Raw genomic sequence first — 21,051 nt, 5'->3', positions numbered from 1 at the left:
TTTTAAGAAAAGCACCTCAAAACGGAACCCTTTACTCAAATTAGTGTACAGCCTTTTATTATTTATTTGCTACAGCATCTGTTGATTTAACAAGTTCATTAAATATTACCGAGGTCAAACTGTGCTCGCCTTTACTGTCATGCCCGGCCTCCCACAGCATCATTCCACCAAACCCGTGCTCAAGTGCTAAATTGGTTTTCTTTTGAATGGTAGTAACACCATTGTAATGATAGATGGTTCCATTCATACTTACGGTGTCGTTAGCAGCATTTGCTGGATCCTGGTTAATGATAGCTGCATATGAAACCTGCTTAATCGCTGGGTCTTCTGGCTGTGCATAAAATGGTACACCTAAAACAAGCTTTTCTTTTGGCAAATTATTTTCATCAAAAAGTGTTGCCCAATAGTTTACTATGTTCTCCGTAAAAGGATAAGGAGATAGATTAGCCGCATTGTAGCCGCCATCCCACTGACCATCATAAGCCATAATATTTACATGATCGACATATTGAAACATCGAGGGTTCAAAAACAACAAAGCCCATTTCGGTGCCTGTCACCGCATGAATTTTCGCATAAACAGCAATGGATAGTTCTTTTCCTTTAGGATGAAGCTGACTGCTTAGCTCCGACGTAAATGCAGTTAAGTTAGCAGCGTCTGCTTTTGAACGAGGATGTTCAAAATCGATATCAATGCCATCAAGCTGTTCACGGTCAACAATACTGGTAAGCTCATTTACAAGTCGTGTCCTCGAGTCAGGATTGCTGATGGCAGCTTTAAATGGCTCATAGGATTCCCCGCCATTTATATGAAACCAGCCGCCTACGGCTAACATAACTTTTGTATTGTGCTCCTTAGCATTTGTAACCATGGTTCGTAAATTATTGATGGCAGAATCGCCATTTAGCAGTATACCTCCATCTGAAGTTGGATGAGCAAATGAGAAGATTACGTGTGTTAGCTTGGAATAATCCACGACATTAGGATCCCGAAAATCCTGAACATATCCCATTAATACTTTTGCTTCCTCTATACTTTCTGGAGGTATATCTTTTTCCTCAGGATTTTTTTCCGATCTTGGTGATTCATCTATTTTTATTGGTTTAGAGTTTTGTTCAGATTTACTTTTTGAATATAATACTCCTGTAAAAATCCCCCCAATAAAGGTAAAAAGGACTACTAGGGTTAGGAGGACTGTTCGTTTTTTCATAGATTGTATTCCTCCCTATATTATTGTTATACTATAAAATTGTATCAAAATTGAAAGGACGTGGCGCTGGTAATATCAGCCTTGCGAATTAATGGTAATTTTCGAGTCTCAATTTGTTGTTAATGTCTAATTAGAGTAGGCTATTTTAATGTAAAGGAGATTTACTTCTGTGTGGGCTGTTGGAATAGGAATTATTTTGCTATATAATTTATTGATTTTTTATATTGGCTATAATATTTGGGTTTGGTTTAAAAACATTAGTAGTGATCGAAAGAGTATCAAAATTATTTTCTGGGTAGTATTGGTTATTTTTGCTTATTCCTTTATTTTTTCGCGTTGGTTGGATGAAAGCATATTTTTCACTTGGCTAGGTGCTATCTGGCTATCGTTGTTTTACTTTTTACTATTACTCTTGCCCGTCGCTAATATAGCTGTTTATTTAAGAAGGTTTACAAATATAGAGAAAGAAAAGTTTATTATATGGACCGGTTATACGCTTATTGTTGTAATTATTTGTTCATTCTTCTTCGGAATGTTTAATGCCTATAGTCCTCAAGACAAAACCTATCAGATTCATATACCTAAGCAGGTAGAAGGGAAGAAAAGCTTAAAAATTATTATGGCATCCGATATGCATTTTGGAGATTTATCTGGAGCAGGACAGGCAAAAAAACTGGTAGCTTACATAAATGGTCAGAAGCCTGATCTTGTCCTATTTCCAGGAGATATTATTGATGATGATGTAACTCCTTTTCTTGAAGAAGGAATACCAGATATTCTGAAGCAAATTGATGCACCTGTCTATGCTTCTCTTGGAAATCATGACCGTGATGAAGCAGACCTTGTTAAGATATTTAACAACAGCGGCATGAAAGTTTTAGATGATGATGTTTTGAACCTTCCTGAGGGGATTACTCTGGTCGGTAGAAAAGATAAAGGATATCAAGACGTTTTAAGAGCGGAGTTATCTACATTAATGAAGCAGGTAGATTTATCAAAACCAGTCTTTCTTCTTGAACATCAACCATATGATTTAGATATAGCTGAAAAAACGGGGTAGACCTGATCCTCTCGGGTCACACACATCGAGGACAAGTGGCTCCAGGTAATCTCATAACCAATAGGATCTTCGAAAATGATTGGGGCTACTTAAAAAAAGGTGAGCTGCAGTCGATTGTTTCATCAGGATATGGTGTCTGGGGATTGCCGCTTCGAATAGGTACACGTTCGGAAATTGTAAAAATCAACGTTACGTTTGAACCGTAAAAAGTAAAAAAATCCATCTTATCAGAGATGGATTTTTATTTGATAGTGATAACGAGATGCCTTATTCGTGTTATGGACGCTTTGTATTTAATTAATACTTAGGGGCAAACTTAACAAAATCAAGGTAAAAATTAGGTGAATTTTAATGAAAATACTATGTATAGATGGCGGTGGGATACGAGGGATTTTTGCGATAGCCATCTTACAAGCACTAGAAGAAGAAGTCGGGCATCCAGTAGGTAAATTGTTTGATGTTGTGGCCGGGACAAGTACTGGAGCCATTATCGCTGCTTCCGTTTCACTAAATAAAAAAATGAAGGAAGTTCATGAAAGCTACATGCTATATGGAGAAAAGATTTTTAAAAGACAAGCAAAGGTGGGTCTTTTTAAAAGTGTCTATAGTGATCGTTCCTTAAGACATCTTTTAAAAAAATCATTTGGTGATTTAGAACTGAAGGATATATTCACACCTCTGCTTATCCCAGCTGTAGACATTACACATGGAAAACCTTTTATACACCGCACTAACTTTGGAAACCAAGAAAATGGTGATTTATCGATAAAGCTTTGGGATGCCGTTCTTTCTTCTTGTTCGGCACCTGTCTATTTTCCACCAAACAAAATTGGAGAGGAATACTTATCAATTGATGGGGGATTATGGGCAAATAATCCTTCGTTAGTTGGTCTTACCGAAGCCATTCATTATTTCCAAAAAGGAATGGAAGAAATCCAAATCCTATCAATAGGAACAGGCTTACAAAATATTGATTTCACACTGGACAAGGATAAGTATTGGGGGATTAATCAATGGCTGCCCTTTAATATCCCATCAATGAAGGTTACACCGAAACTACTTGATTTGGCACTTCATCTTTCTTCAGAATCGGTATCCTATCATTGCCAGCTTCTCCTTAAGGAACACTATCTTCGAATTAATGAAGAACTAGGTGAGGAAGTTCCATTTGATGATGTGCGGTACATGGATGTCTTGAGTGAACTAGGAAGAAAAGTATATTACAATCAGAAAGAGAATATCTTGAATTTTATTAGGTAGGAATAGACTATTTTAAGAGGTGGAGAATTTGTACAAGCTGTTGTCTCACAATGATCTAGATGGGGTTGGATGTGGAATTCTAGCAAAACTAGCTTTTGGTGATGATGTGAACGTTCGCTACAATTCAATTACTGGTTTAAATCGTGAGGTTGAATGGTTTCTAGAAAACGATGATAGGAATACATTTTTATTTATCACAGATCTGTCTGTAAATGAAAAAAATGAACGTAGTCTTAATGAGTTTTATGGTAATGGGGGTAAAGTACAGTTGATCGACCATCATAAAACAGCTCTTCATTATAACGAGTATGAGTGGGGTCATGTAGTTGTTGAGGATAAACAAGGAAAATTAACTTCAGCCACATCCTTATTTTATGAATACCTGCTTTCACACCAGCTAATAGAGCCCTCAGAGACAATTACAGAATTTGTCGAGCTGGTTAGACAATATGATACGTGGGAATGGGAAAAAAATGAGAACCAAGAAGCTCAACGTTTGAATGCCTTGTTTTATCTTATTTCCATTGATGAATTTGAAGAAAAAATGATCTCACGCCTTCCAACAATCGAGCATTTTCATTTTGATGAATTTGAAAAGAGAATTTTGGATATGGAAGAAGATAAAATTGATCGCTATATTCGCAGGAAAAGGAGGGAGCTGGTCCAAACACAAATTGATGGACTATTTGCGGGTGTGGTTTATGCCGAATCCTATCATTCTGAACTTGGAAATGAGCTTGGTAAAGAATACCCTCATCTTGATTATATTGCAATTTTAAATATTGGCGGAAAAAGAATGGGATTTCGAACAATCCATGATCATGTTGATGTGTCTGCAGTAGCTAGTCAATATGGCGGGGGCGGACATACAAAAGCCTCTGGCTGTTCTTTAACGGAGGAAGCATATAAACAATTTGTTACTGAAACCTTTCATTTAGAATCAGTCCCGGAGGATGCGAGACGAAACAGATATAATCTAAAGGGCTCTTCGTTCGGAACTTTGTACAAAAATAGAGAGGGAGAGATTTTTCTCCTGTATAAAATTAATGATCAAGAATGGGCTGTTGAACAGAATCATCAAGAATTAGGGGAAACCTTTGCAAGTTTTGAAGAAGGCGAGAGCTTTTTAAAAAGATACCATGAAGTTTGGCTGGTAAAAGACGATGAATTTGTTCAATATTTAATGGACCATATTAAAAAATAAAAATAATCCACCTATAACGTAAGGTTTTAGGTGGATTTATTATGCACGACTATTATTGTTTCAGTTGATTTAGATCCTCGATACATTCCTGCACAAGTGTAACCGCCTGGCTCATTGCAGCACCGCCACCAAATGCTGCTGTTACTCCAACAGCTTCGAGGATTTCCTGCTCAGAACAGCCTTGGTCAAGACAGCCTTTTGTATGATAGATGATACAATATTCATCTTGTGAATAAAGACTAATTCCTAGAGCAATCAACTGCTTTTCTCTTTGTGAAAGTGCACCATCTTTAAAGCATTCCTCGGTAAATGCGTTAAAGTGCTTAGCAAATTCCGGCATCTTCTGAGTAAAAACACCTAAACCCGCTTTATACTCGTGAAGAGCAGCTTCAGTAGAATTTCTTGCCTCGAATTCCATTTATCGTTCAGCTCCATTCCAATATTCATTAAACAAACTTTATTATAAGCAAGTTAAGTGATACTTAACCAAATTAATTCTGAAGTTTTTTTAAATATAGGGCATAATAAAATAAAAAGTGGAAAAGTAATATATATGAGTATTACCTGAGTGAAAGAATGGAGGAGAAAACATGGGGGAAAATACGATTAAATTGAATGGGCTAGCTGTGTCTTATTTGGAAGAAGGCACGGGAAGCCCGATTGTCCTTCTACATGGCTTTTGTGGAAACAAAGAATATTGGGAGAATCTGATTACTACCTTATCAAAATCTTCCCGAGTGATTGCTCTAGACCTTCCAGGACATGGAGAATCCTCTAACCTTGAGGGAAACATCACGATTGAAGATATCGCAGATCATATTAAGATGCTATTAGATTATTTGAATGTAAAACAAGTAACCATGTTCGGGCATTCCCTAGGTGGTTATATTGCCCTTGCTTTTGCAGAGAAGTATAGTCAAATGTTAAACGGATTTTCATTAATTCATTCTACTGCTTTCCCGGATTCAGAAGAAGCGAAAAAGGGAAGGGAGGCAGGTGTTAAAAAGGTTGAGAAGGAAGGGATTCCTGCATTTATTGATGGACTCGTACCAAAACTTTTCTCACCTGAAAACGTAGAGAAAAATCATACTGCTATTCAAACAGCAAAGGAAATAGGTTATAACACATCTTCACAGGGTGCCATGAAAACACTGATTGCGATGAAAAATCGCCCAGATCGTAATTTCGTTTTAGAGAGTGCAATAATTCCAGTCCTTTTAATCGCTGGTGAACATGATCAAATTATCCCTTCTGAAAAGACATTTTCTATTAGCAAACCAACTATTAAACAAGTCCTACTAAAAGATTCAGGGCATATGAGTATGTATGAAAATCCAACTGCGCTAATCAATAACATGAAGGACTTTTTGGATACCTTGAAATAATCATTAAAAAATCCACCCATTGGTGGATTTTATTTATTAGAGTTTACATATTCCTTTACCATTTCAACTGTAACATTTTTTTTGATTGGTATAATTCTTAAGTTAATTTTATTCATTTTATTGGTTACTTCATTTATTTTATCAGTTGAAAAAGGTTTACCTTGTTTACATAATTCAATGGCTTCTTCAATAAATTGCTCACGCTGCTGATCCCAGGCTAAAAATTGCTGATAACTTTTATTTTGGTTTTCAGCATGTTTCATTAAATCTTTATGTACGCTCATGATTTCACTCCTCAAATTGTTAACTGTTATAATAATAACATATTGTTATTTCATTTTTGCGATTTCCTCTGTCACAACAAATGCAAGATCATCATTTCCAAACAAAGATAAAACACCTAGAAGTGTTTCGTCACCAATTTCACCAGCTTCTTCTTTAGGTACAACTAATTCCAATGCTTCTTTTAATGCGCTGTTTGACACCTGAGCAGGGTAGGCACGTAAATACAATTCCTCCGGATTTAAATCATGATTGACGCACCATTGCGCAAATACGAGAATCATCATTTTTTCCTCACCTTGATAGCGTTGAATAATTTTTTCTTCTAATTGTTTTTGATCCATTAAGAATTCTCCTTTAAAAACATCATAATTTTATTATATAGGAAATCTAGGTTAAATTAGGTGTTTAATAACTAAGGGTGCTAAATAAATTATTATATTTAAGACATTTTAGGAGAAACTTTAAAGAGTAAATATGTTAGGGGGGATTCATAGTGTTTCAAGATTTTGAAGTAAAACAGATGTTTGAGGATCAGATTCATGAACGTCAGCAGTTTACGCTTAATATTCAAGGTGAAAACTATCAAGGGATTTTCCATGACGGCGAAATCCACTGGTTTAATCCACATCCTAAAGACGATTTAGACGATGGTCATTTAAGAGCTGTAGAATCAAAGGTTCAAGAGTTAATGTCAAATTACGTACAACCGTGAAACAAAGAAAACACAAGTGTTAACTAAAAAAACGACTTATAAATTCAGATTGTGAATTTTAAGTCGTTTTTTTGTGGATGAGTAGAATAGTAACCGAGGTTTTTCTTTGTAATTGAAATTCCATCCAACTCTTTACATTTTAGTGAAAACCTTTCTCGCTCCTAGGAAAAGCCAGGTACAGAGCACGAACGGCATTGTGAGGGTCGGAATTCCATATGGCAAAAGCCAGGTACTTATGCTGGCTGTAAGCGGGACTGTCAAACAAGCAGCAAGGATTCCGGTTAAAAGGGCATATCGATTATCATTCGTCTTATATACCAGGGCTACAGCTAACGCAGTTAAAATGGCATTGTAGCCATAGAGCCCCATTAATATTAAAGAATGTTCTCCTCCAAGTCCGTATGACGTAAATAAAGCAACAGCATTTCCTATAACTGCATAAAGGCCAAATCTCCATCCAGCCCAAAAAACAGCAATGAAAAGCAAAATTCCGGATAAGATATTATCCAGGAAGAATATTTGCCCAATGCCATTAAAGATCCCCTCTGTCCAATTTACCTTACCCGCAATATTTAGCTCCCATTGCCTCAGGCTTTGAGGTATTAGAGTGTTACTTAACTGGAATGCTTTTAATCGATAAGAACTCAGGAGCATAAACCAGGTAAGGATGATAAAAGGAAATGTTAGGATTGGTATTGCTGTGTTTTTTAAAAAATGCACCATAGCAGCTGAAAATATGGCCGCAATAGCTGCTCCAAATAAAGCGATGATCCACTTTGAGGGTCCGGTTAAAAACAAAGTTAATGCCATACCAGTTAACACGGAGTTATAACCGTATAGACCAGTACTTACACTATTTTCATGTGCACCTCCTATTTTTCCGATAAGCGTCCCGATAACGGAAGATAACAGCGTAATGATTCCCAAAGAATAAGAGGAAATGGAAATCGCTAGTAAAATAATGGCTCCAGAAACGGCACGATCTATAAAAATAACTTGAGAAATCCCTTTAAGGGAAGCCAAAATCAATGAAAAAAATGCACTTTTTGACTTAGAAGTATCTTTGCTTATTTCCATGAAAATCTCCTCTCTTTAATGTGGTAAATAGAATATTAGTGGGAATAGGTTGTTTAAAGGTAAGGAAAATGGGAAGGCTAGATGTGTTCGATTTATTTCAAGAATCTATTTTAGTTTTACCTATTCAACTAAAGAACCAGTTGGTAATTACATGAAAATGAGGAGGCTTATGATGCAATTATTACCACGTGAAATTGATAAGCTAATAATTGTCGTAGCAGCGGATCTTGCTAAACGACGAAAAGAAAGAGGCTTAAAATTAAATCATCCAGAAGCCGTTGCACTTATTACCTATGAAGTCTTAGAAGGTGCAAGGGATGGAAGAACAGTTGCTGAATTAATGGAATATGGTGCAACTATTTTAACGAGGGATGATGTTATGGAAGGTATTCCAGAGATGATAGATGATATTCAGGTAGAAGCCACTTTTCCTGATGGAACAAAATTAGTAACGGTACATAGTCCAGTTAGATAAAATGCGATTGGGGGCATGAAAAAATGGAGCCAGGTCAACAATTTTTAAAGGAAGAAGAAATTGTTTGTAATGCAGGTAAAATCGTTTCGACTATTTCAGTAACAAATACCGGGGATCGTCCTGTCCAAATAGGATCTCACTTTCACTTTTATGAAGTAAATGAAGCCCTTCAATTTAGTAGAGAAGAGGCCTTCGGGAAACGGTTGAATATTCCAGCGGGTGCTGCGGTTCGATTTGAGCCTGGGGATGAAAAAAAGATTGATTTAATTGATTTTGGCGGAGAACGTCGTGTTTATGGATTTAACAATAAAACAGATGGTTCCGTGGAAAGAGGGGGTAACCAATGAGTTTTAAAATGCCAAGAAAGCAATATTCCCAAATGTATGGACCAACGACAGGCGATTCCATCCGATTGGCGGATACAGATTTAATTATTCAAATTGAAAAGGATTATACAACCTATGGTGAGGAAGTCGTTTTTGGCGGCGGGAAAGTGATTCGTGATGGAATGGGACAACATCCACTTGTAACCAGAGGAGACGGAATACCAGATGTGGTAATCACGAATGCGATCATTTTGGATTACACAGGAATTTTTAAAGCCGATATTGGGATCCGTGACGGTAAAATTGCCGCAATTGGGAAAGCCGGGAATCCTTTAGTGATGGATGGAGTCGACATTGTTATCGGGGCCTCTACAGAAATTATTGCTGGTGAAGGAATGATTGTGACAGCCGGTGGAATTGATACGCATGTTCATTTTATTAATCCAGCTCAAATTGATGTAGCACTTACTGCTGGTCTAACCACTCTCATTGGAGGGGGAACGGGTCCTACTGCGGGATCAAGGGCCACAACGGTAACCCCAGGAGAGTGGAATATCCATCGAATGCTAGAAGCGGCAGAGGGACTGCCGATTAACGTTGGTTTCACTGGGAAAGGACATGCGGCAGCTGAAGAGCCGTTGGCGGAACAAGTAAGAGCAGGGGTAATCGGGTTAAAGGTTCATGAAGACTGGGGGGCTACTGCTTCGGCTATCGACCACGCACTCCGGGTGGCTGATCAATATGATGTACAGGTTGCCCTTCATGCAGACACCTTAAATGAAGGTGGATTTGTGGAAAATACGATGGCAGCTATAAAAGATCGAGTGATACATATGTATCATACAGAGGGTGCAGGGGGAGGGCATGCCCCGGATTTAATTAAATCGGCCAGTTACATGAATGTTCTTCCATCCTCCACGAACCCAACATTGCCATATACCATAAATACGATCGATGAACATTTAGATATGCTCATGGTTTGTCATCATTTAAACCCATCGGTACCAGAAGATATTGCCTTTGCTGATTCTAGAATTAGACGTGAAACCATTGCTGCTGAAGATATTCTGCAGGACATGGGCGTATTTAGCATGGTCAGCTCAGATGCACAGGCAATGGGACGAATTGGGGAGGTCGTATTACGCACTTGGCAAACGGCAGATAAAATGAAAAAACAAAGAGGATCGATGCAAGGGGACAGCAAGCTTTCTGATAATAATCGTGTGAAGCGTTTTGTGGCTAAATATACGATTAATCCTGCCATTACCCATGGGATTTCTGATCATGTTGGTTCGGTGGAAGTAGGGAAAATTGCAGATCTTGTCTTGTGGTCACCTGCTTTCTTTGGGGTAAAGCCTGAACTTGTTCTTAAGAATGGATTTGTTGTGCAAGGCTTAATGGGAGATGCCAATGCCTCCATTCCGACACCACAGCCGATCATTTATCGTCCGATGTATGCGACCATGGGAAAAGCTTTACTGAAGAGTTCCATTACGTTTATCTCTCAAGCTGCCTTTGATGGGAAAGTTCATGAGAAATTAGGCTTAGAAAAAATGATTCTTCCTGTTCATGGCATCCGGAAATTAACAAAAAAAGATATGAAGCTTAATTCAGAAACCCCGGAAATAACCGTTGATCCGCAAACATATGAGGTAAGAGTAAACGGAGAACATATAACTTGTGACCCTGTCGACAAAGTTCCGATGGGACAACGCTATTTCTTATTTTGAGGTGAATTTTATGATCATTGAAAATATAGTAACGAATATTGAACAGATGGAGAAGGAGGAACTAATTAAGCGTCATAAGGAAAAAGTTTACTTGGAAAGTGCCGATTTAGTAAAAAGGATTCAAAGGGTGACTACCGACCATGGCAAAGAAATTGGTATCCGGTTAAAAAATCCGCGTGACCTAGTAGCGGGTGATGTTTTATTTATGGATGATAAAAATATGATTATAATTGATGTCGTATCGGATGATCTACTCGTGATCAGTCCACGCTCGTTAAAAGAAATGGGGACCATTGCCCATCAATTGGGAAACCGTCATCTACCGGCCCAATTCGAAGAAGATGAGATGCTCGTCCAATATGATTACCTTGTCGAGGAATTATTACAGGAATTGCAAATTCCTTTTAAACGAGAGGATCGGAAAGTGAAACAAGCATTTCGTCATATTGGGCATAGTCATGTCTAATCAAATTTTATCTTTATTCCAATTATGTGATTCTAACTTTCCAACCGGTGCTTTTAGCCATTCGTATGGATTAGAAAGCTATATTCAAGAAAACAAAGTGTATGATCAAGCAACATTTGCACAATGGCTTCATGTGTATTTAAATGAGCAGCTCGTCTATTCAGATGGGCTTGCTTCTCGTCTTGTGTATGAAGCATTAGAAGATGAAGCGTTTGAAAAGTTATGGAGAGTAGATCGTATGCTGATGGTCCAAAGTTTGCCGCGCGAAACGAGGGAAGGTTCACAAAGAATGGGTGAGCGCATGTTAAATCTTGTGGAATCTTTATATGATTTTCCGGTCCTAACTTTATATAGGGAACGAATTAAAAAGAAGAAATCTTTTGGACACCCATCTATTGTTTTTACCATGGTTGGGCACCATCTTGGAGTTTCTAAATCAACTACCACCCTCTATTATTTGTATTCTACCGTTTCCAGTTTAGTTCAAAATGCCGTTCGGGCGATCCCATTAGGCCAGACAGCCGGGCAAAAAACGATACAGGAATTTCAGGGTTATTTAGTTCAAGCGATGGAAAAAATTCAAGGATTAGATGAAGAGGATTTTGGAATTACGTCACCAGGGCTTGAGTTAGCTCAAATGAAGCATGAGCGTGTGAATATTCGTATTTTCATGTCCTAGTATATTGGAAAGGAAGTGTCATGATGGAACCGATTAAGATTGGTGTAGGCGGACCGGTTGGGGCCGGAAAAACAATGCTAATTGAAAAGCTGACGCGTCATTTAGAAGATGAAATCAGCATGGCAGTTGTTACGAATGATATTTACACGAAAGAAGATGCAAAGTTTTTAATTCAGAATGGTGTTTTGCCTGCAGACCGTATCATTGGTGTTGAAACAGGGGGCTGCCCTCATACAGCGATTCGTGAAGATGCCTCGATGAATTTTGCGGCTATCGATGAATTAATAGAGAAGCATTCAGATGTTGAACTTATTTTTGTTGAAAGCGGCGGGGATAATCTTGCGGCTACATTCAGCCCAGAGCTTGTTGATTTCTCTATTTATATTATTGATGTGGCGCAAGGTGAAAAAATTCCGCGTAAAGGTGGGCAGGGGATGATTAAATCAGATTTATTCATTATTAATAAAACCGATTTAGCCCCTTATGTTGGTGCAAGTTTAGAAGTGATGGAGTCGGACACAAAGGTTTTTCGTGGGAATAAACCATTTGTTTTTACCAATTTAAAAGATAATACGGGACTTGATCAGGTAATTGACTGGATTAAGAGAAATGCACTCTTAAAAGGATTGGATTAAATGAAAGACTGGACAGGAGTCTTGAAGTTAGACGTAGAAAATAGAAAAGGTAAGACTGTCGCAAAGAATGTATATTTTCAGGGCGCATTAAAAGTTATGCGTCCGGTTTATCATGACGAATCCGGACAAGCGTGTTTTTATATTTTAAACCCTGGGGGAGGATATTTAGACGGAGACCGCTATTCTCTGCGTATTTCATTGGAAAACCAGGCCAGATTAACCTTAACCACACAATCCGCGACAAAGGTATATAAAACACCTACTACTCATGCATATCAGGAAACAGAAATTTTTCTTCAGGAGGGCTGTTATCTTGAGTATTTGCCGGATCCGCTTATTGCTTATCAACAAGCGAGGTATAAACAAAAAAATGTCATCCACATGGTTAAAGGTGCTACGTTACTTTATTCCGATATTATTACCCCAGGGTGGTCTGCTGATGGAAAAAGGTTCAGCTATGAAAATCTTCAATTAATCAATGAAATCTATATGGATGATGAACTTGTGGTATATGATCATATTAGATTGAACCCGGGTGCTCAAAATATTGAGGGTATTGGTTTTATGCAAGGCTATACGCATCTGGGTTCCATGCTAGTCGTTGAGGAACGAACAACCCCAGATCTTTTGGATCGGTTATATCATGCCCTAAATTTAAATACACATGCATGTGATATTGGACTGTCCTTACTGCCTGTAAAAGGATTCACCTTAAGAGTATTAGCAAATTCTACGCAAACAATTGAACGAATATTTACGGAGTGTCATCATATCATTAGTGAAGAATGGTTTAAAATAAGCCCAAGTTTTCTTCGAAAATATTAATGTTCAAAGACAGAAGGTAATGTAGGCTGTATTAACAAGAAGAGAGAGAAGGCAGGGGGAGTTAGATGGAGGTTTCATTGATCACAATATTGGCGCTAGGATTCATATTGGGAATTAAACATGCAATTGAACCTGATCACGTAATTGCAGTATCTACGATAGCGTCTAAAAGCAAAAATTTATGGCATTCTTCACTTGCGGGAGTGTATTGGGGAATTGGGCATACTGCTACTCTTTTTATCATTGGTTTTATTTTCATAGTAATGAAAAATGAAATTTCCGACAAATGGTCGATGTCGTTGGAATTTTTAGTAGGCATCATGCTTGCGTATTTAGGAACAACCAGTATTCTAAGGTATAGTGGAAACAAAAAACATTCTCATCTGGAGCCATCTGAAGCAACTAATTTGAATAAAAGGGAGGTATCCTATTTCAAATCCTTATTCATTGGCATTGTTCATGGACTAGCAGGGAGCGCAGCCATGGTTTTACTAACCATGAGCTCAGTTAATTCCCTCTGGCAGGGCGGTGTATATCTTTTGATATTTGGTCTAGGAACGATTACTGGTATGTTACTTTTTACAACCGTTTTGGGCCTTCCATTTGTACTAAGTAAGAATCGCTTTACATTAAATCGCTCACTTATCATGACAACGGGCGTAATTAGTATCGTGTTTGGAATCTACTATATGTATAATTTAGGATTTAGTGAAGGGTTATTTAAACTATGGATTTAAGCATGTAATATTATTTACTAAAAGGTGCCATACTTCAGACAGGAGTATGGCTTTTTTGTTAACTTTAAAATAGCGGTGGGATAAGGGGGAGTTTAATGAACAATTAGAGCTATAATTATTTTAAATCTTCATCTGAACAAAACTGCGTAAAATATAAATTTGACGCAATTAAGTTGAAATAGTAATATAGTAGTGAGGTGTTTATATGGTAAATAAGGCAAACCAAACAAATTATAAAAAACTCCAGGTCTTACTTCAAGAACTACCCTGGTATGTTGATGAATACATTAATCATAAATTACGAAAGCTTTCCATAGCATCACTTTATAATTACTGCCATGATTATAAAATTTTTTTCAATTGGATGATCAGCGAACAATTATGGGATGGCAACATCAAAGATATCCCCATGGAGCGTTTGGAGCAATTAACAGTTATAGAGGTTGATGGCTTTTTAAACTTTCTTCACTACCAATTAGATAATAAAGAACTTACTATTAATCGGAAATTATCCGCTTTGAAATCACTTTTCAATTACTTACAAAATATTGCTGAAACTTCTGATTTTAAACCATATATTAATCGGAATGTAATGGCGAAAATTGAATTTAATGAAGTTAAAGATAGTATAGAAACGAAAGCAACAAAAATGGAAGGAAAAATTCTGCTTGGTGATGAATATGAGAAATTCCGCTTATTTATTGCCAATGATTATGGTGAATTAAACAAAAAAAACAAGCGGTTGTATAATTTTTATCAATTAAATAGAGAACGTGATACAGCAATTGTATCGTTAATCCTAGGATCGGGCCTCCGGCTTTCGGAATTGGTGGGGATTGATTTAGACGATATTGATTTTAGTAAGTATTGTGTGCGCGTTATCCGTAAAGGAAATAAAGAACAATTCGTTTATTTTAGCCAGGTGGCCATGGCAGATTTACAAGATTATTTAGCTGTAAGAACCGCCAAATATAACGTTGATAAAAATGAAAAGGCATTATTTGTTGGTGGACCGACTGGCCCAAAAGTAACCTCACAAAGACTAAAAGCTCGAGCCGTTGAATATTTGATTGAAAAATACGCTACAGCGTTTGGAAAGCCATCGTTATCCGTACATAAACTAAGACATTCCTTTGCAACCAGATACCACGCTGAGATTAACGATGTACCAAAATTACGAAGACAACTAGGTCATTCATCCATTCAAACAACGATGATTTATACACATATTAAGAATGATGATTTAAAAATTGCTGTCGATAAAATGGATATGCCAAAGGAACAGACAGAATAAGGATGAAGGCTGCCCTTGGGTAGCTTCTTTTTAATCATTTAGTTTACATAATATAATTATGGTCAAAAAAATAATAAAAATTCCATTCTGTCTCAAATACTAAGTATACTTAAGATAATGAGACGGAATGGAATTTTCTATTCAAACTGTCTGTCTCTAGCTTTCCTTATTCGTCTTAACATTTACCGTACTGAAATTCCATTTTCCATTGCCATATTTCCAGATAGTCTCAACCAAAGCAATATGATCGGCATTGGCAATTCCATTTATTTTTTGGACCCCTTTTAAAATGATCTCTCCAGTGGATATTTTAACTGGCTTAAGCGAGTTAAATGAATTTACAGTTAATTCCATCGGTTCATTTAACTTTCCTTTATAGTATAATCCTAGTTTTTTATAATATTTTTTCCGATCCTTTAAATCAAATAAATAGGTTTTTCCTGTTTGACCGATTGTTATTTTCGCTTTATATCCGTCTTCGTACGTGCTCTCTATTTCTAAAGGGTCAGGGATTGCTAACTTTTTGCTGATGAAATCCTTAAATGTATATAAATAATTTTGTGTGATCCCCCCACTTTCACCTGTTAGAACATTAGCAAATATATCCTTCACACCGTCCTGGTTTAAGTCCACCAGCTTAAGTGAAGCTTTAGAACCGCTCTCAAGTGGCATGGTGTACTGTTTTTCATCAGTTGAAGAGATATCAATATATATTTCTTTTAAATAATCATCATTACCTTCATAAGGAACACCTTTTAGCTCAATACTCTCGGTGATTCCATCTCCAGTCACATCACTTTCATGTTTAGAAATCGTAACAATTTTGTCTCTTTCTTCGAAAGCATGAACACCGGTTATAGCAGTTACAGACATGAGAAAAAATACAATACCAACTAGTAGTAATTCTTTTTTCATCCTATTCCCCTCCAAAATCTGATACAGGTAGTATGCCCAAATTTTAGTAAAAACATGAAAAAGACTCCCATCATTTCGGGAGTCTTTAAAAAATATTTTATTCAGTCTCTTTCTTTGGACCTTCTACCTTCCAAATATTCGTTACTTTACCATTTACAGTTTCATCTAGGACGAAAGAACCGTTCGAGTAACGGTCATTTAAGCGAATATCAGAAGTTTGAAGTGTTTCAACTTGACCTTTTTCACTTTGAATCAATACTGTATCTTGGTCATGCGCAACCACAAAACCGATAACACGATGCGGATTTGATTTAAGCTCTCGTAATATAACTACCCCACGCTTGGCACGAGTTGTTTTTTCGAATTCCTTAAGTCTCATACGCTTTACTGAACCACGTTGTGTAGCAATCACAATGGTTTCCTTACTATCTGGAGTTATAAGTTTCCCACCGACGACAACATCGCCATCCTTTAAATTGATACCTTTAACACCTGCTGCCCGAACACCGACAATACTTATTTCTTCTTCATGAAACCATAATGCATAACCAAAATGGGAGATTAGGAATATATCTTTTGTACCATCTGTTAAATGAACCTGAATAACCTGATCATCATCTTTCAGATTAACACCCACTAATGGCTTCGAATATCGTTGTGCCTTGTATTGTTTTAGTTCTGTTTTCTTAACCATTCCATTTTTCGTTACAAAAACGAGATAAGCATTTATCTCAAAATCCTTCACAGGAATTACTTGAATAATATCTTCATCACGTTCAATTGGAATGATATTTGCAATATGCTGCCCTAGGTCCTTCCAGCGGATATCAGGTAATTCGTGAACTGGACAGTATAAGTAATTACCTTTATTAGTAAAGAGCAATACAACATCCTTAGTATTCACATCAAGCTGTGATAGTAAGCGGTCGGAATCCTTCATTGCTAGGTCTTGACCATTAGAAGCTGCAAAAGAACGCTGGCTTGTCCGCTTGACATAGCCCTCTTTTGTGACCGTTACAATGACATCTTCACTTGGGACCGTCACTTCAAGATTAATTTTCAATTCTTCAATCTCTGCCTCAATTTTTGAACGACGCTCATCTGCGAAACGCTTTTTTACATCTTTTAAATCTTTTTTTATGGTAGAAATAAGCTTCTTTTCACTTAATAAAATGGCGGTCCACTCTTCAATTTTTGAAGCTAATTCTGCCGCCTCATTCTGTAATGCAGTAATATCTGTATTGGTTAAGCGGTAAAGCTGCAAAGAAACAATTGCTTCTGCTTGGGCTTCAGTAAATGCAAACTTTGCAATTAAATTGTCCTTTGCATTTCTTTTATCCTTGGAAGCCCGAATCGTCGTAATAACTTGATCGAGGATTGAAAGTGCCTTCATTAACCCTTCAACGATATGCTGACGTTCCTTTGCTTTGTTGAGCTCAAACTGGGTCCTTCTCGTAATAACTTCCTTTTGGTGTTCAATATAAGCATCCAATAATTCACGAATACCTAATAATTTGGGACGTTTTTGAGAGATTGCGACCATATTAAAATTGTATGTCACTTGCAAATCACTATTTTTATATAAGAAATTTAAGACACCTTGTGCATCCGCATCTTTCTTTAATTCAATAACAATTCTTAGTCCTGTTCGGTCTGTTTCATCACGGACCTCTGACATACCTTCAACCTTGCGATCAAAGCGGAATTCATCAATTTTTTTAACAAGATTTGCTTTATTGATTTCATATGGGATTTCCGTAATGACAATCTGCTGTTTGCCCCCACGTACATCCTCTATATTTGCTTTACTGCGAACAATAATTTTTCCTTTACCCGTTTCATACGCCTTTTTTATCCCATCGATTCCTTGGATAATCCCTCCAGTCGGAAAATCAGGTCCCTTAATAACGGTCATGATATCATCTACTGATGAGTTAGGATGGTCCATTCTCAAGATAACACCGTCAATAACCTCCCCAAGATGGTGAGGTGGAATATCAGTTGCATATCCTGCTGATATTCCGGTTGAGCCATTTACCAACAAGTTCGGGAACATGGCTGGTAAAACGGTTGGTTCCTTTGATGTATCATCGAAGTTTGGAATAAAATCTACTGTTTGCTTTTCAATATCGCGAAGTAATTCAGAGGAAATTGCCGATAACCGTGCTTCTGTATAACGCATCGCTGCAGGAGGATCTCCATCAACACTACCGTTATTTCCATGCATTTGTATCAGTACATTTCTAACCTTCCAATCCTGGCTCATCCGCACCATTGCTTCATATACGGATGAATCTCCATGTGGATGGTAGTTACCAATTACATTACCAACCGTTTTTGCTGCTTTTCTAAAACCTTTTTCAAAGGTATTACCTTCAACATGCATCGCATACAATATTCTTCGTTGTACTGGTTTTAAGCCGTCCCTTGCATCTGGAAGGGCACGTTCTTGAATAATATACTTACTATATCTTCCAAAACGATCACCGATTACATCCTCTAGAGGTAAGTCACGGAATTTCTCATTTGTGCTCATTCTTCAGATACCTCCCCGGAAATCGTAATATTTTCATTTGCAAGGATCGTGTCATCTTCCTCTAAACCAAATGCTACATTACCTTCAATCCATTTTCTTCGCGGTTCAACTTTATCACCCATTAAAGTGGTAATCCGGCGTTCTGCTCTAGCTGCATCATCTATTTTTACACGGATTAACGTTCGTGTCTCAGGGTTCATCGTTGTATCCCATAGCTGGTCTGCATTCATCTCACCAAGACCTTTATAGCGTTGAATAATATAGCCTTTGCCGACCTTCTGAATGGCACCCTGAAGTTCATCATCATTCCAAGCATATTCAATGATTTCCTTTTTCCCCGAACCTTTACTTACTTTATATAAAGGCGGTAATGCGATAAACACTTTACCAGCTTCAATAAGCGGCTTCATATAACGATAGAAGAACGTTAACAGTAACACTTGAATATGAGCACCATCTGTATCAGCATCGGTCATAATGATAACTTTATCATAATTACAATCTTCCACATTAAAATCAGATCCGACTCCAGCGCCAACGGTATGAATGATCGTATTGATTTCTTCATTCTTAAAAATATCGGCTAGCTTCGCTTTTTCAGTATTAATCACTTTACCACGTAGTGGCAGGACTGCTTGAAAACGACGGTCACGCCCTTGCTTAGCAGAGCCTCCTGCAGAGTCACCCTCAACTAAATAGATCTCATTTCTTTGCGGATTTCTTGATTGTGCAGGTGTTAGCTTCCCAGATAAAAGAGCATCTGAGCGCTTTCGCTTTTTACCGCTTCTTGCGTCCTCGCGTGCTTTCCGTGCAGCTTCTCGGGCCTGATAAGCTTTAATGGATTTTTTAATCAACAGCGAGCTAATATTGGGGTTCTCTTCAAGGAAATAGGTAAGGTGTTCAGAGACGACTGCGTCTACGGAAGACCTGGCTTCACTCGTTCCTAATTTACTCTTTGTTTGACCTTCAAACTGTAATAAATCCTCTGGTATTCTAACAGAAATAATCGCAGATAAGCCTTCTCGGATATCTGCCCCTTCAAGATTCTTTTCCTTTTCTTTTAAAAGAGCGACCTTCCGTGCGTATTCATTGATAACACGAGTCATTGCTGTTCGTGACCCAACTTCATGTGTGCCCCCATCTTTCGTGCGGACATTGTTTACAAATGAAAGCATGTTTTCTGAATAGCCATCATTAAATTGAAAGGCAAATTCAACTTCCATCCCATTATGAGTTCCTTCGAAACTAATTACTGGGTGAAGCACCTCTTTATCTTCATTTAAGTATGAAACAAAGGCTTCAATTCCATTTTGATAATAAAAAACCTCATGAAAATCATTTCGGTCATCGATGATTTCAATTTTTAATCCTTTTAAAAGAAAGGCAGATTCTCTTAACCTTTCACATAAGGTTTCAAAATTATAGGTTGTGCTAGAAAAGATGGTTGTATCTGGTTTAAAGTGAATCGTTGTACCTGTTTGATTGGTTTTACCGATTTTCTCTAATGTAGTAACCGGTTTACCTCCGTTTTCAAATCGTTGTTCATAAACAAAGCCATCTCTTTTTATGGTTACAGTTAACCACTCAGATAAAGCATTAACAACAGAGGCACCAACACCATGTAAACCACCGCTGGTTTTATAGCCGCCTTGACCGAATTTACCACCAGCATGGAGTATCGTTAAAATGACTTCTGGAGTCGGTTTGCCCATTTTATGCATGCCAGTTGGCATTCCGCGTCCTCTATCCATTACGCTGATTGAATTATCTTTATGGATTTTAACGATGATTTGGTCCCCGAATCCACCTAGAGCCTCATCGACAGAGTTGTCAACAATCTCGAATACAAGATGGTGTAATCCGCGCGTATCAGTGCTCCCGATGTACATTCCTGGTCGCTTCCTGACGGCCTCCAGTCCCTCTAGTACCTGTATGGCATCATCATTGTATTCAAAAGCCTTTTGATTACTTGCCACTAAAATACCCCTTTCATTCCCTACAAAAAGAAAAAAACATTCTTATTTGCTATCTTTTAAGTATATTTATCATTCGTATCAAAGTATATTCTATATTTAGAACGAATGTTTGCCGCTTATAATTGTACCACATAAAATCGCAGGCCTATGCTTTATTTTAGCGATTTATTTAGATTTGGCAAATGTCTAATTTAAAACAACCTATATTTGTAACACAATTTTGAGTGAAAAAATAAAAAAAAACTGCCAACCTTTAGCAGCTTT

General features: G+C 37.5%; 23 protein-coding genes. 15 read left to right on the top strand and 8 right to left on the bottom strand.

The genetic code is table 11. The annotated features are described in order from the left end of the window. Positions 1-58: 58 nt before the first annotated feature. Positions 59-1,210: a glycoside hydrolase family 18 protein gene (locus tag V7124_RS14650; protein WP_335490282.1), complete on the bottom strand. Its 1,152-nt coding sequence runs from the start codon at positions 1,208-1,210 to the stop codon at positions 59-61. A 211-nt stretch (positions 1,211-1,421) separates the two neighbouring features. Between V7124_RS14650 and V7124_RS14645 the strand changes: the two genes are divergently transcribed. The 4 genes from V7124_RS14645 (at position 1,422) to V7124_RS14630 (ending at position 4,734) form a co-directional block, all read left to right on the top strand. Continuing rightward, entirely contained in the window at positions 1,422-2,270 is an 849-nt protein-coding gene (locus V7124_RS14645) for a metallophosphoesterase (RefSeq protein WP_335490279.1), read from the top strand. A gap of 35 nt (positions 2,271-2,305) precedes the next feature. Then, the gene (locus V7124_RS14640; protein WP_335490276.1) at positions 2,306-2,476 is read left to right on the top strand and encodes a hypothetical protein; all 171 of its coding nucleotides are present in this window, start codon (positions 2,306-2,308) and stop codon (positions 2,474-2,476) included. A 145-nt stretch (positions 2,477-2,621) separates the two neighbouring features. Beyond that, entirely contained in the window at positions 2,622-3,530 is a 909-nt protein-coding gene (locus V7124_RS14635; protein WP_335490273.1) for a CBASS cGAMP-activated phospholipase, read from the top strand. A gap of 28 nt (positions 3,531-3,558) precedes the next feature. After that, the gene (locus V7124_RS14630; protein ID WP_335490270.1) at positions 3,559-4,734 is read left to right on the top strand and encodes a DHH family phosphoesterase; all 1,176 of its coding nucleotides are present in this window, start codon (positions 3,559-3,561) and stop codon (positions 4,732-4,734) included. Positions 4,735-4,786: 52 nt separating this feature from the next. Here the strand turns inward: V7124_RS14630 and V7124_RS14625 are convergent, their stop codons facing one another. Next, positions 4,787-5,152, bottom strand: a complete 366-nt coding sequence (locus V7124_RS14625; RefSeq protein ID WP_335490267.1) for a carboxymuconolactone decarboxylase family protein — start codon at positions 5,150-5,152, stop codon at positions 4,787-4,789. Between the two features lie 172 nt (positions 5,153-5,324). Between V7124_RS14625 and V7124_RS14620 the strand changes: the two genes are divergently transcribed. Beyond that, positions 5,325-6,119 (top strand): alpha/beta fold hydrolase, encoded by a 795-nt coding sequence (locus V7124_RS14620; protein ID WP_335490264.1) that lies wholly within the window; start codon positions 5,325-5,327, stop codon positions 6,117-6,119. A 29-nt stretch (positions 6,120-6,148) separates the two neighbouring features. On the opposite strand, the gene V7124_RS14615 is transcribed toward V7124_RS14620, so the two are convergent. Both V7124_RS14615 and V7124_RS14610 read right to left on the bottom strand, forming a co-directional pair. Beyond that, complete coding sequence (locus V7124_RS14615) at positions 6,149-6,403, bottom strand: DUF2533 family protein (RefSeq protein ID WP_335490261.1); 255 nt, start codon at positions 6,401-6,403, stop codon at positions 6,149-6,151. 45 nt (positions 6,404-6,448) lie between these two features. Next, positions 6,449-6,745: a hypothetical protein gene (locus tag V7124_RS14610; protein WP_335490258.1), complete on the bottom strand. Its 297-nt coding sequence runs from the start codon at positions 6,743-6,745 to the stop codon at positions 6,449-6,451. Positions 6,746-6,897: 152 nt separating this feature from the next. Between V7124_RS14610 and V7124_RS14605 the strand changes: the two genes are divergently transcribed. After that, entirely contained in the window at positions 6,898-7,116 is a 219-nt protein-coding gene (locus tag V7124_RS14605) for a DUF5342 family protein (RefSeq protein WP_335409820.1), read from the top strand. Between the two features lie 132 nt (positions 7,117-7,248). On the opposite strand, the gene V7124_RS14600 is transcribed toward V7124_RS14605, so the two are convergent. After that, the gene (locus V7124_RS14600) at positions 7,249-8,193 is read right to left on the bottom strand and encodes an urea transporter (protein WP_335409823.1); all 945 of its coding nucleotides are present in this window, start codon (positions 8,191-8,193) and stop codon (positions 7,249-7,251) included. Between the two features lie 172 nt (positions 8,194-8,365). Here V7124_RS14600 and V7124_RS14595 point away from each other — a divergent pair, with 172 nt between their 5' ends. The 9 genes from V7124_RS14595 (at position 8,366) to xerS (ending at position 15,360) form a co-directional block, all read left to right on the top strand. After that, on the top strand, positions 8,366-8,668 hold the full coding sequence (locus V7124_RS14595; RefSeq protein ID WP_335409825.1) for an urease subunit gamma: 303 nt from the start codon (positions 8,366-8,368) through the stop codon (positions 8,666-8,668). Positions 8,669-8,691: 23 nt separating this feature from the next. Next, positions 8,692-9,015 carry an urease subunit beta gene (gene ureB, locus V7124_RS14590; RefSeq protein WP_335490255.1) on the top strand — a complete coding sequence of 108 codons (324 nt, stop codon included), beginning with the start codon at positions 8,692-8,694 and terminating at the stop codon, positions 9,013-9,015. Further along, positions 9,012-10,724, top strand: a complete 1,713-nt coding sequence (gene ureC / locus V7124_RS14585; protein WP_335490252.1) for an urease subunit alpha — start codon at positions 9,012-9,014, stop codon at positions 10,722-10,724. Before ureB ends, ureC begins: the two co-directional genes overlap by 4 nt. 10 nt (positions 10,725-10,734) lie before the next feature. Then, the gene (ureE, locus tag V7124_RS14580; RefSeq protein WP_335490249.1) at positions 10,735-11,190 is read left to right on the top strand and encodes an urease accessory protein UreE; all 456 of its coding nucleotides are present in this window, start codon (positions 10,735-10,737) and stop codon (positions 11,188-11,190) included. After that, positions 11,183-11,869 carry an urease accessory protein UreF gene (locus tag V7124_RS14575; protein WP_335490246.1) on the top strand — a complete coding sequence of 229 codons (687 nt, stop codon included), beginning with the start codon at positions 11,183-11,185 and terminating at the stop codon, positions 11,867-11,869. The genes ureE and V7124_RS14575 overlap by 8 nt, the downstream gene beginning before the upstream one ends. A 23-nt stretch (positions 11,870-11,892) precedes the next feature. Continuing rightward, positions 11,893-12,504 (top strand): urease accessory protein UreG, encoded by a 612-nt coding sequence (ureG, locus tag V7124_RS14570; protein WP_335409834.1) that lies wholly within the window; start codon positions 11,893-11,895, stop codon positions 12,502-12,504. Beyond that, positions 12,505-13,329, top strand: coding sequence for an urease accessory protein UreD (locus tag V7124_RS14565; protein ID WP_335490244.1), 825 nt, complete (start codon positions 12,505-12,507; stop codon positions 13,327-13,329). It begins immediately after the preceding gene. Between the two features lie 65 nt (positions 13,330-13,394). Then, positions 13,395-14,066: an urease accessory protein UreH domain-containing protein gene (locus tag V7124_RS14560; protein ID WP_335490241.1), complete on the top strand. Its 672-nt coding sequence runs from the start codon at positions 13,395-13,397 to the stop codon at positions 14,064-14,066. A gap of 205 nt (positions 14,067-14,271) precedes the next feature. Beyond that, entirely contained in the window at positions 14,272-15,360 is a 1,089-nt protein-coding gene (xerS, locus tag V7124_RS14555; RefSeq protein ID WP_335490238.1) for a tyrosine recombinase XerS, read from the top strand. 156 nt (positions 15,361-15,516) lie between these two features. Here the strand turns inward: xerS and V7124_RS14550 are convergent, their stop codons facing one another. From V7124_RS14550 to parE, 3 genes are all read right to left on the bottom strand, one after another. Continuing rightward, entirely contained in the window at positions 15,517-16,275 is a 759-nt protein-coding gene (locus V7124_RS14550) for a hypothetical protein (RefSeq protein ID WP_335490235.1), read from the bottom strand. A 97-nt stretch (positions 16,276-16,372) separates the two neighbouring features. After that, a complete protein-coding gene (parC, locus tag V7124_RS14545; protein ID WP_335490232.1) occupies positions 16,373-18,811 on the bottom strand; it encodes a DNA topoisomerase IV subunit A in 2,439 nt (812 codons plus the stop codon). Further along, positions 18,808-20,787, bottom strand: a complete 1,980-nt coding sequence (gene parE / locus V7124_RS14540) for a DNA topoisomerase IV subunit B (RefSeq protein ID WP_335409846.1) — start codon at positions 20,785-20,787, stop codon at positions 18,808-18,810. The genes parC and parE overlap by 4 nt, the downstream gene beginning before the upstream one ends. Positions 20,788-21,051 lie beyond the last annotated feature (264 nt).

Source organism: Neobacillus niacini (genome assembly GCF_036961885.1).
GTDB lineage: Bacteria > Bacillota > Bacilli > Bacillales > Cytobacillaceae > Neobacillus > Neobacillus niacini_H.
The sequence above is the reverse complement of the archived record's forward strand: the minus strand, read 5'-3'. Positions and strand labels throughout refer to the sequence as shown.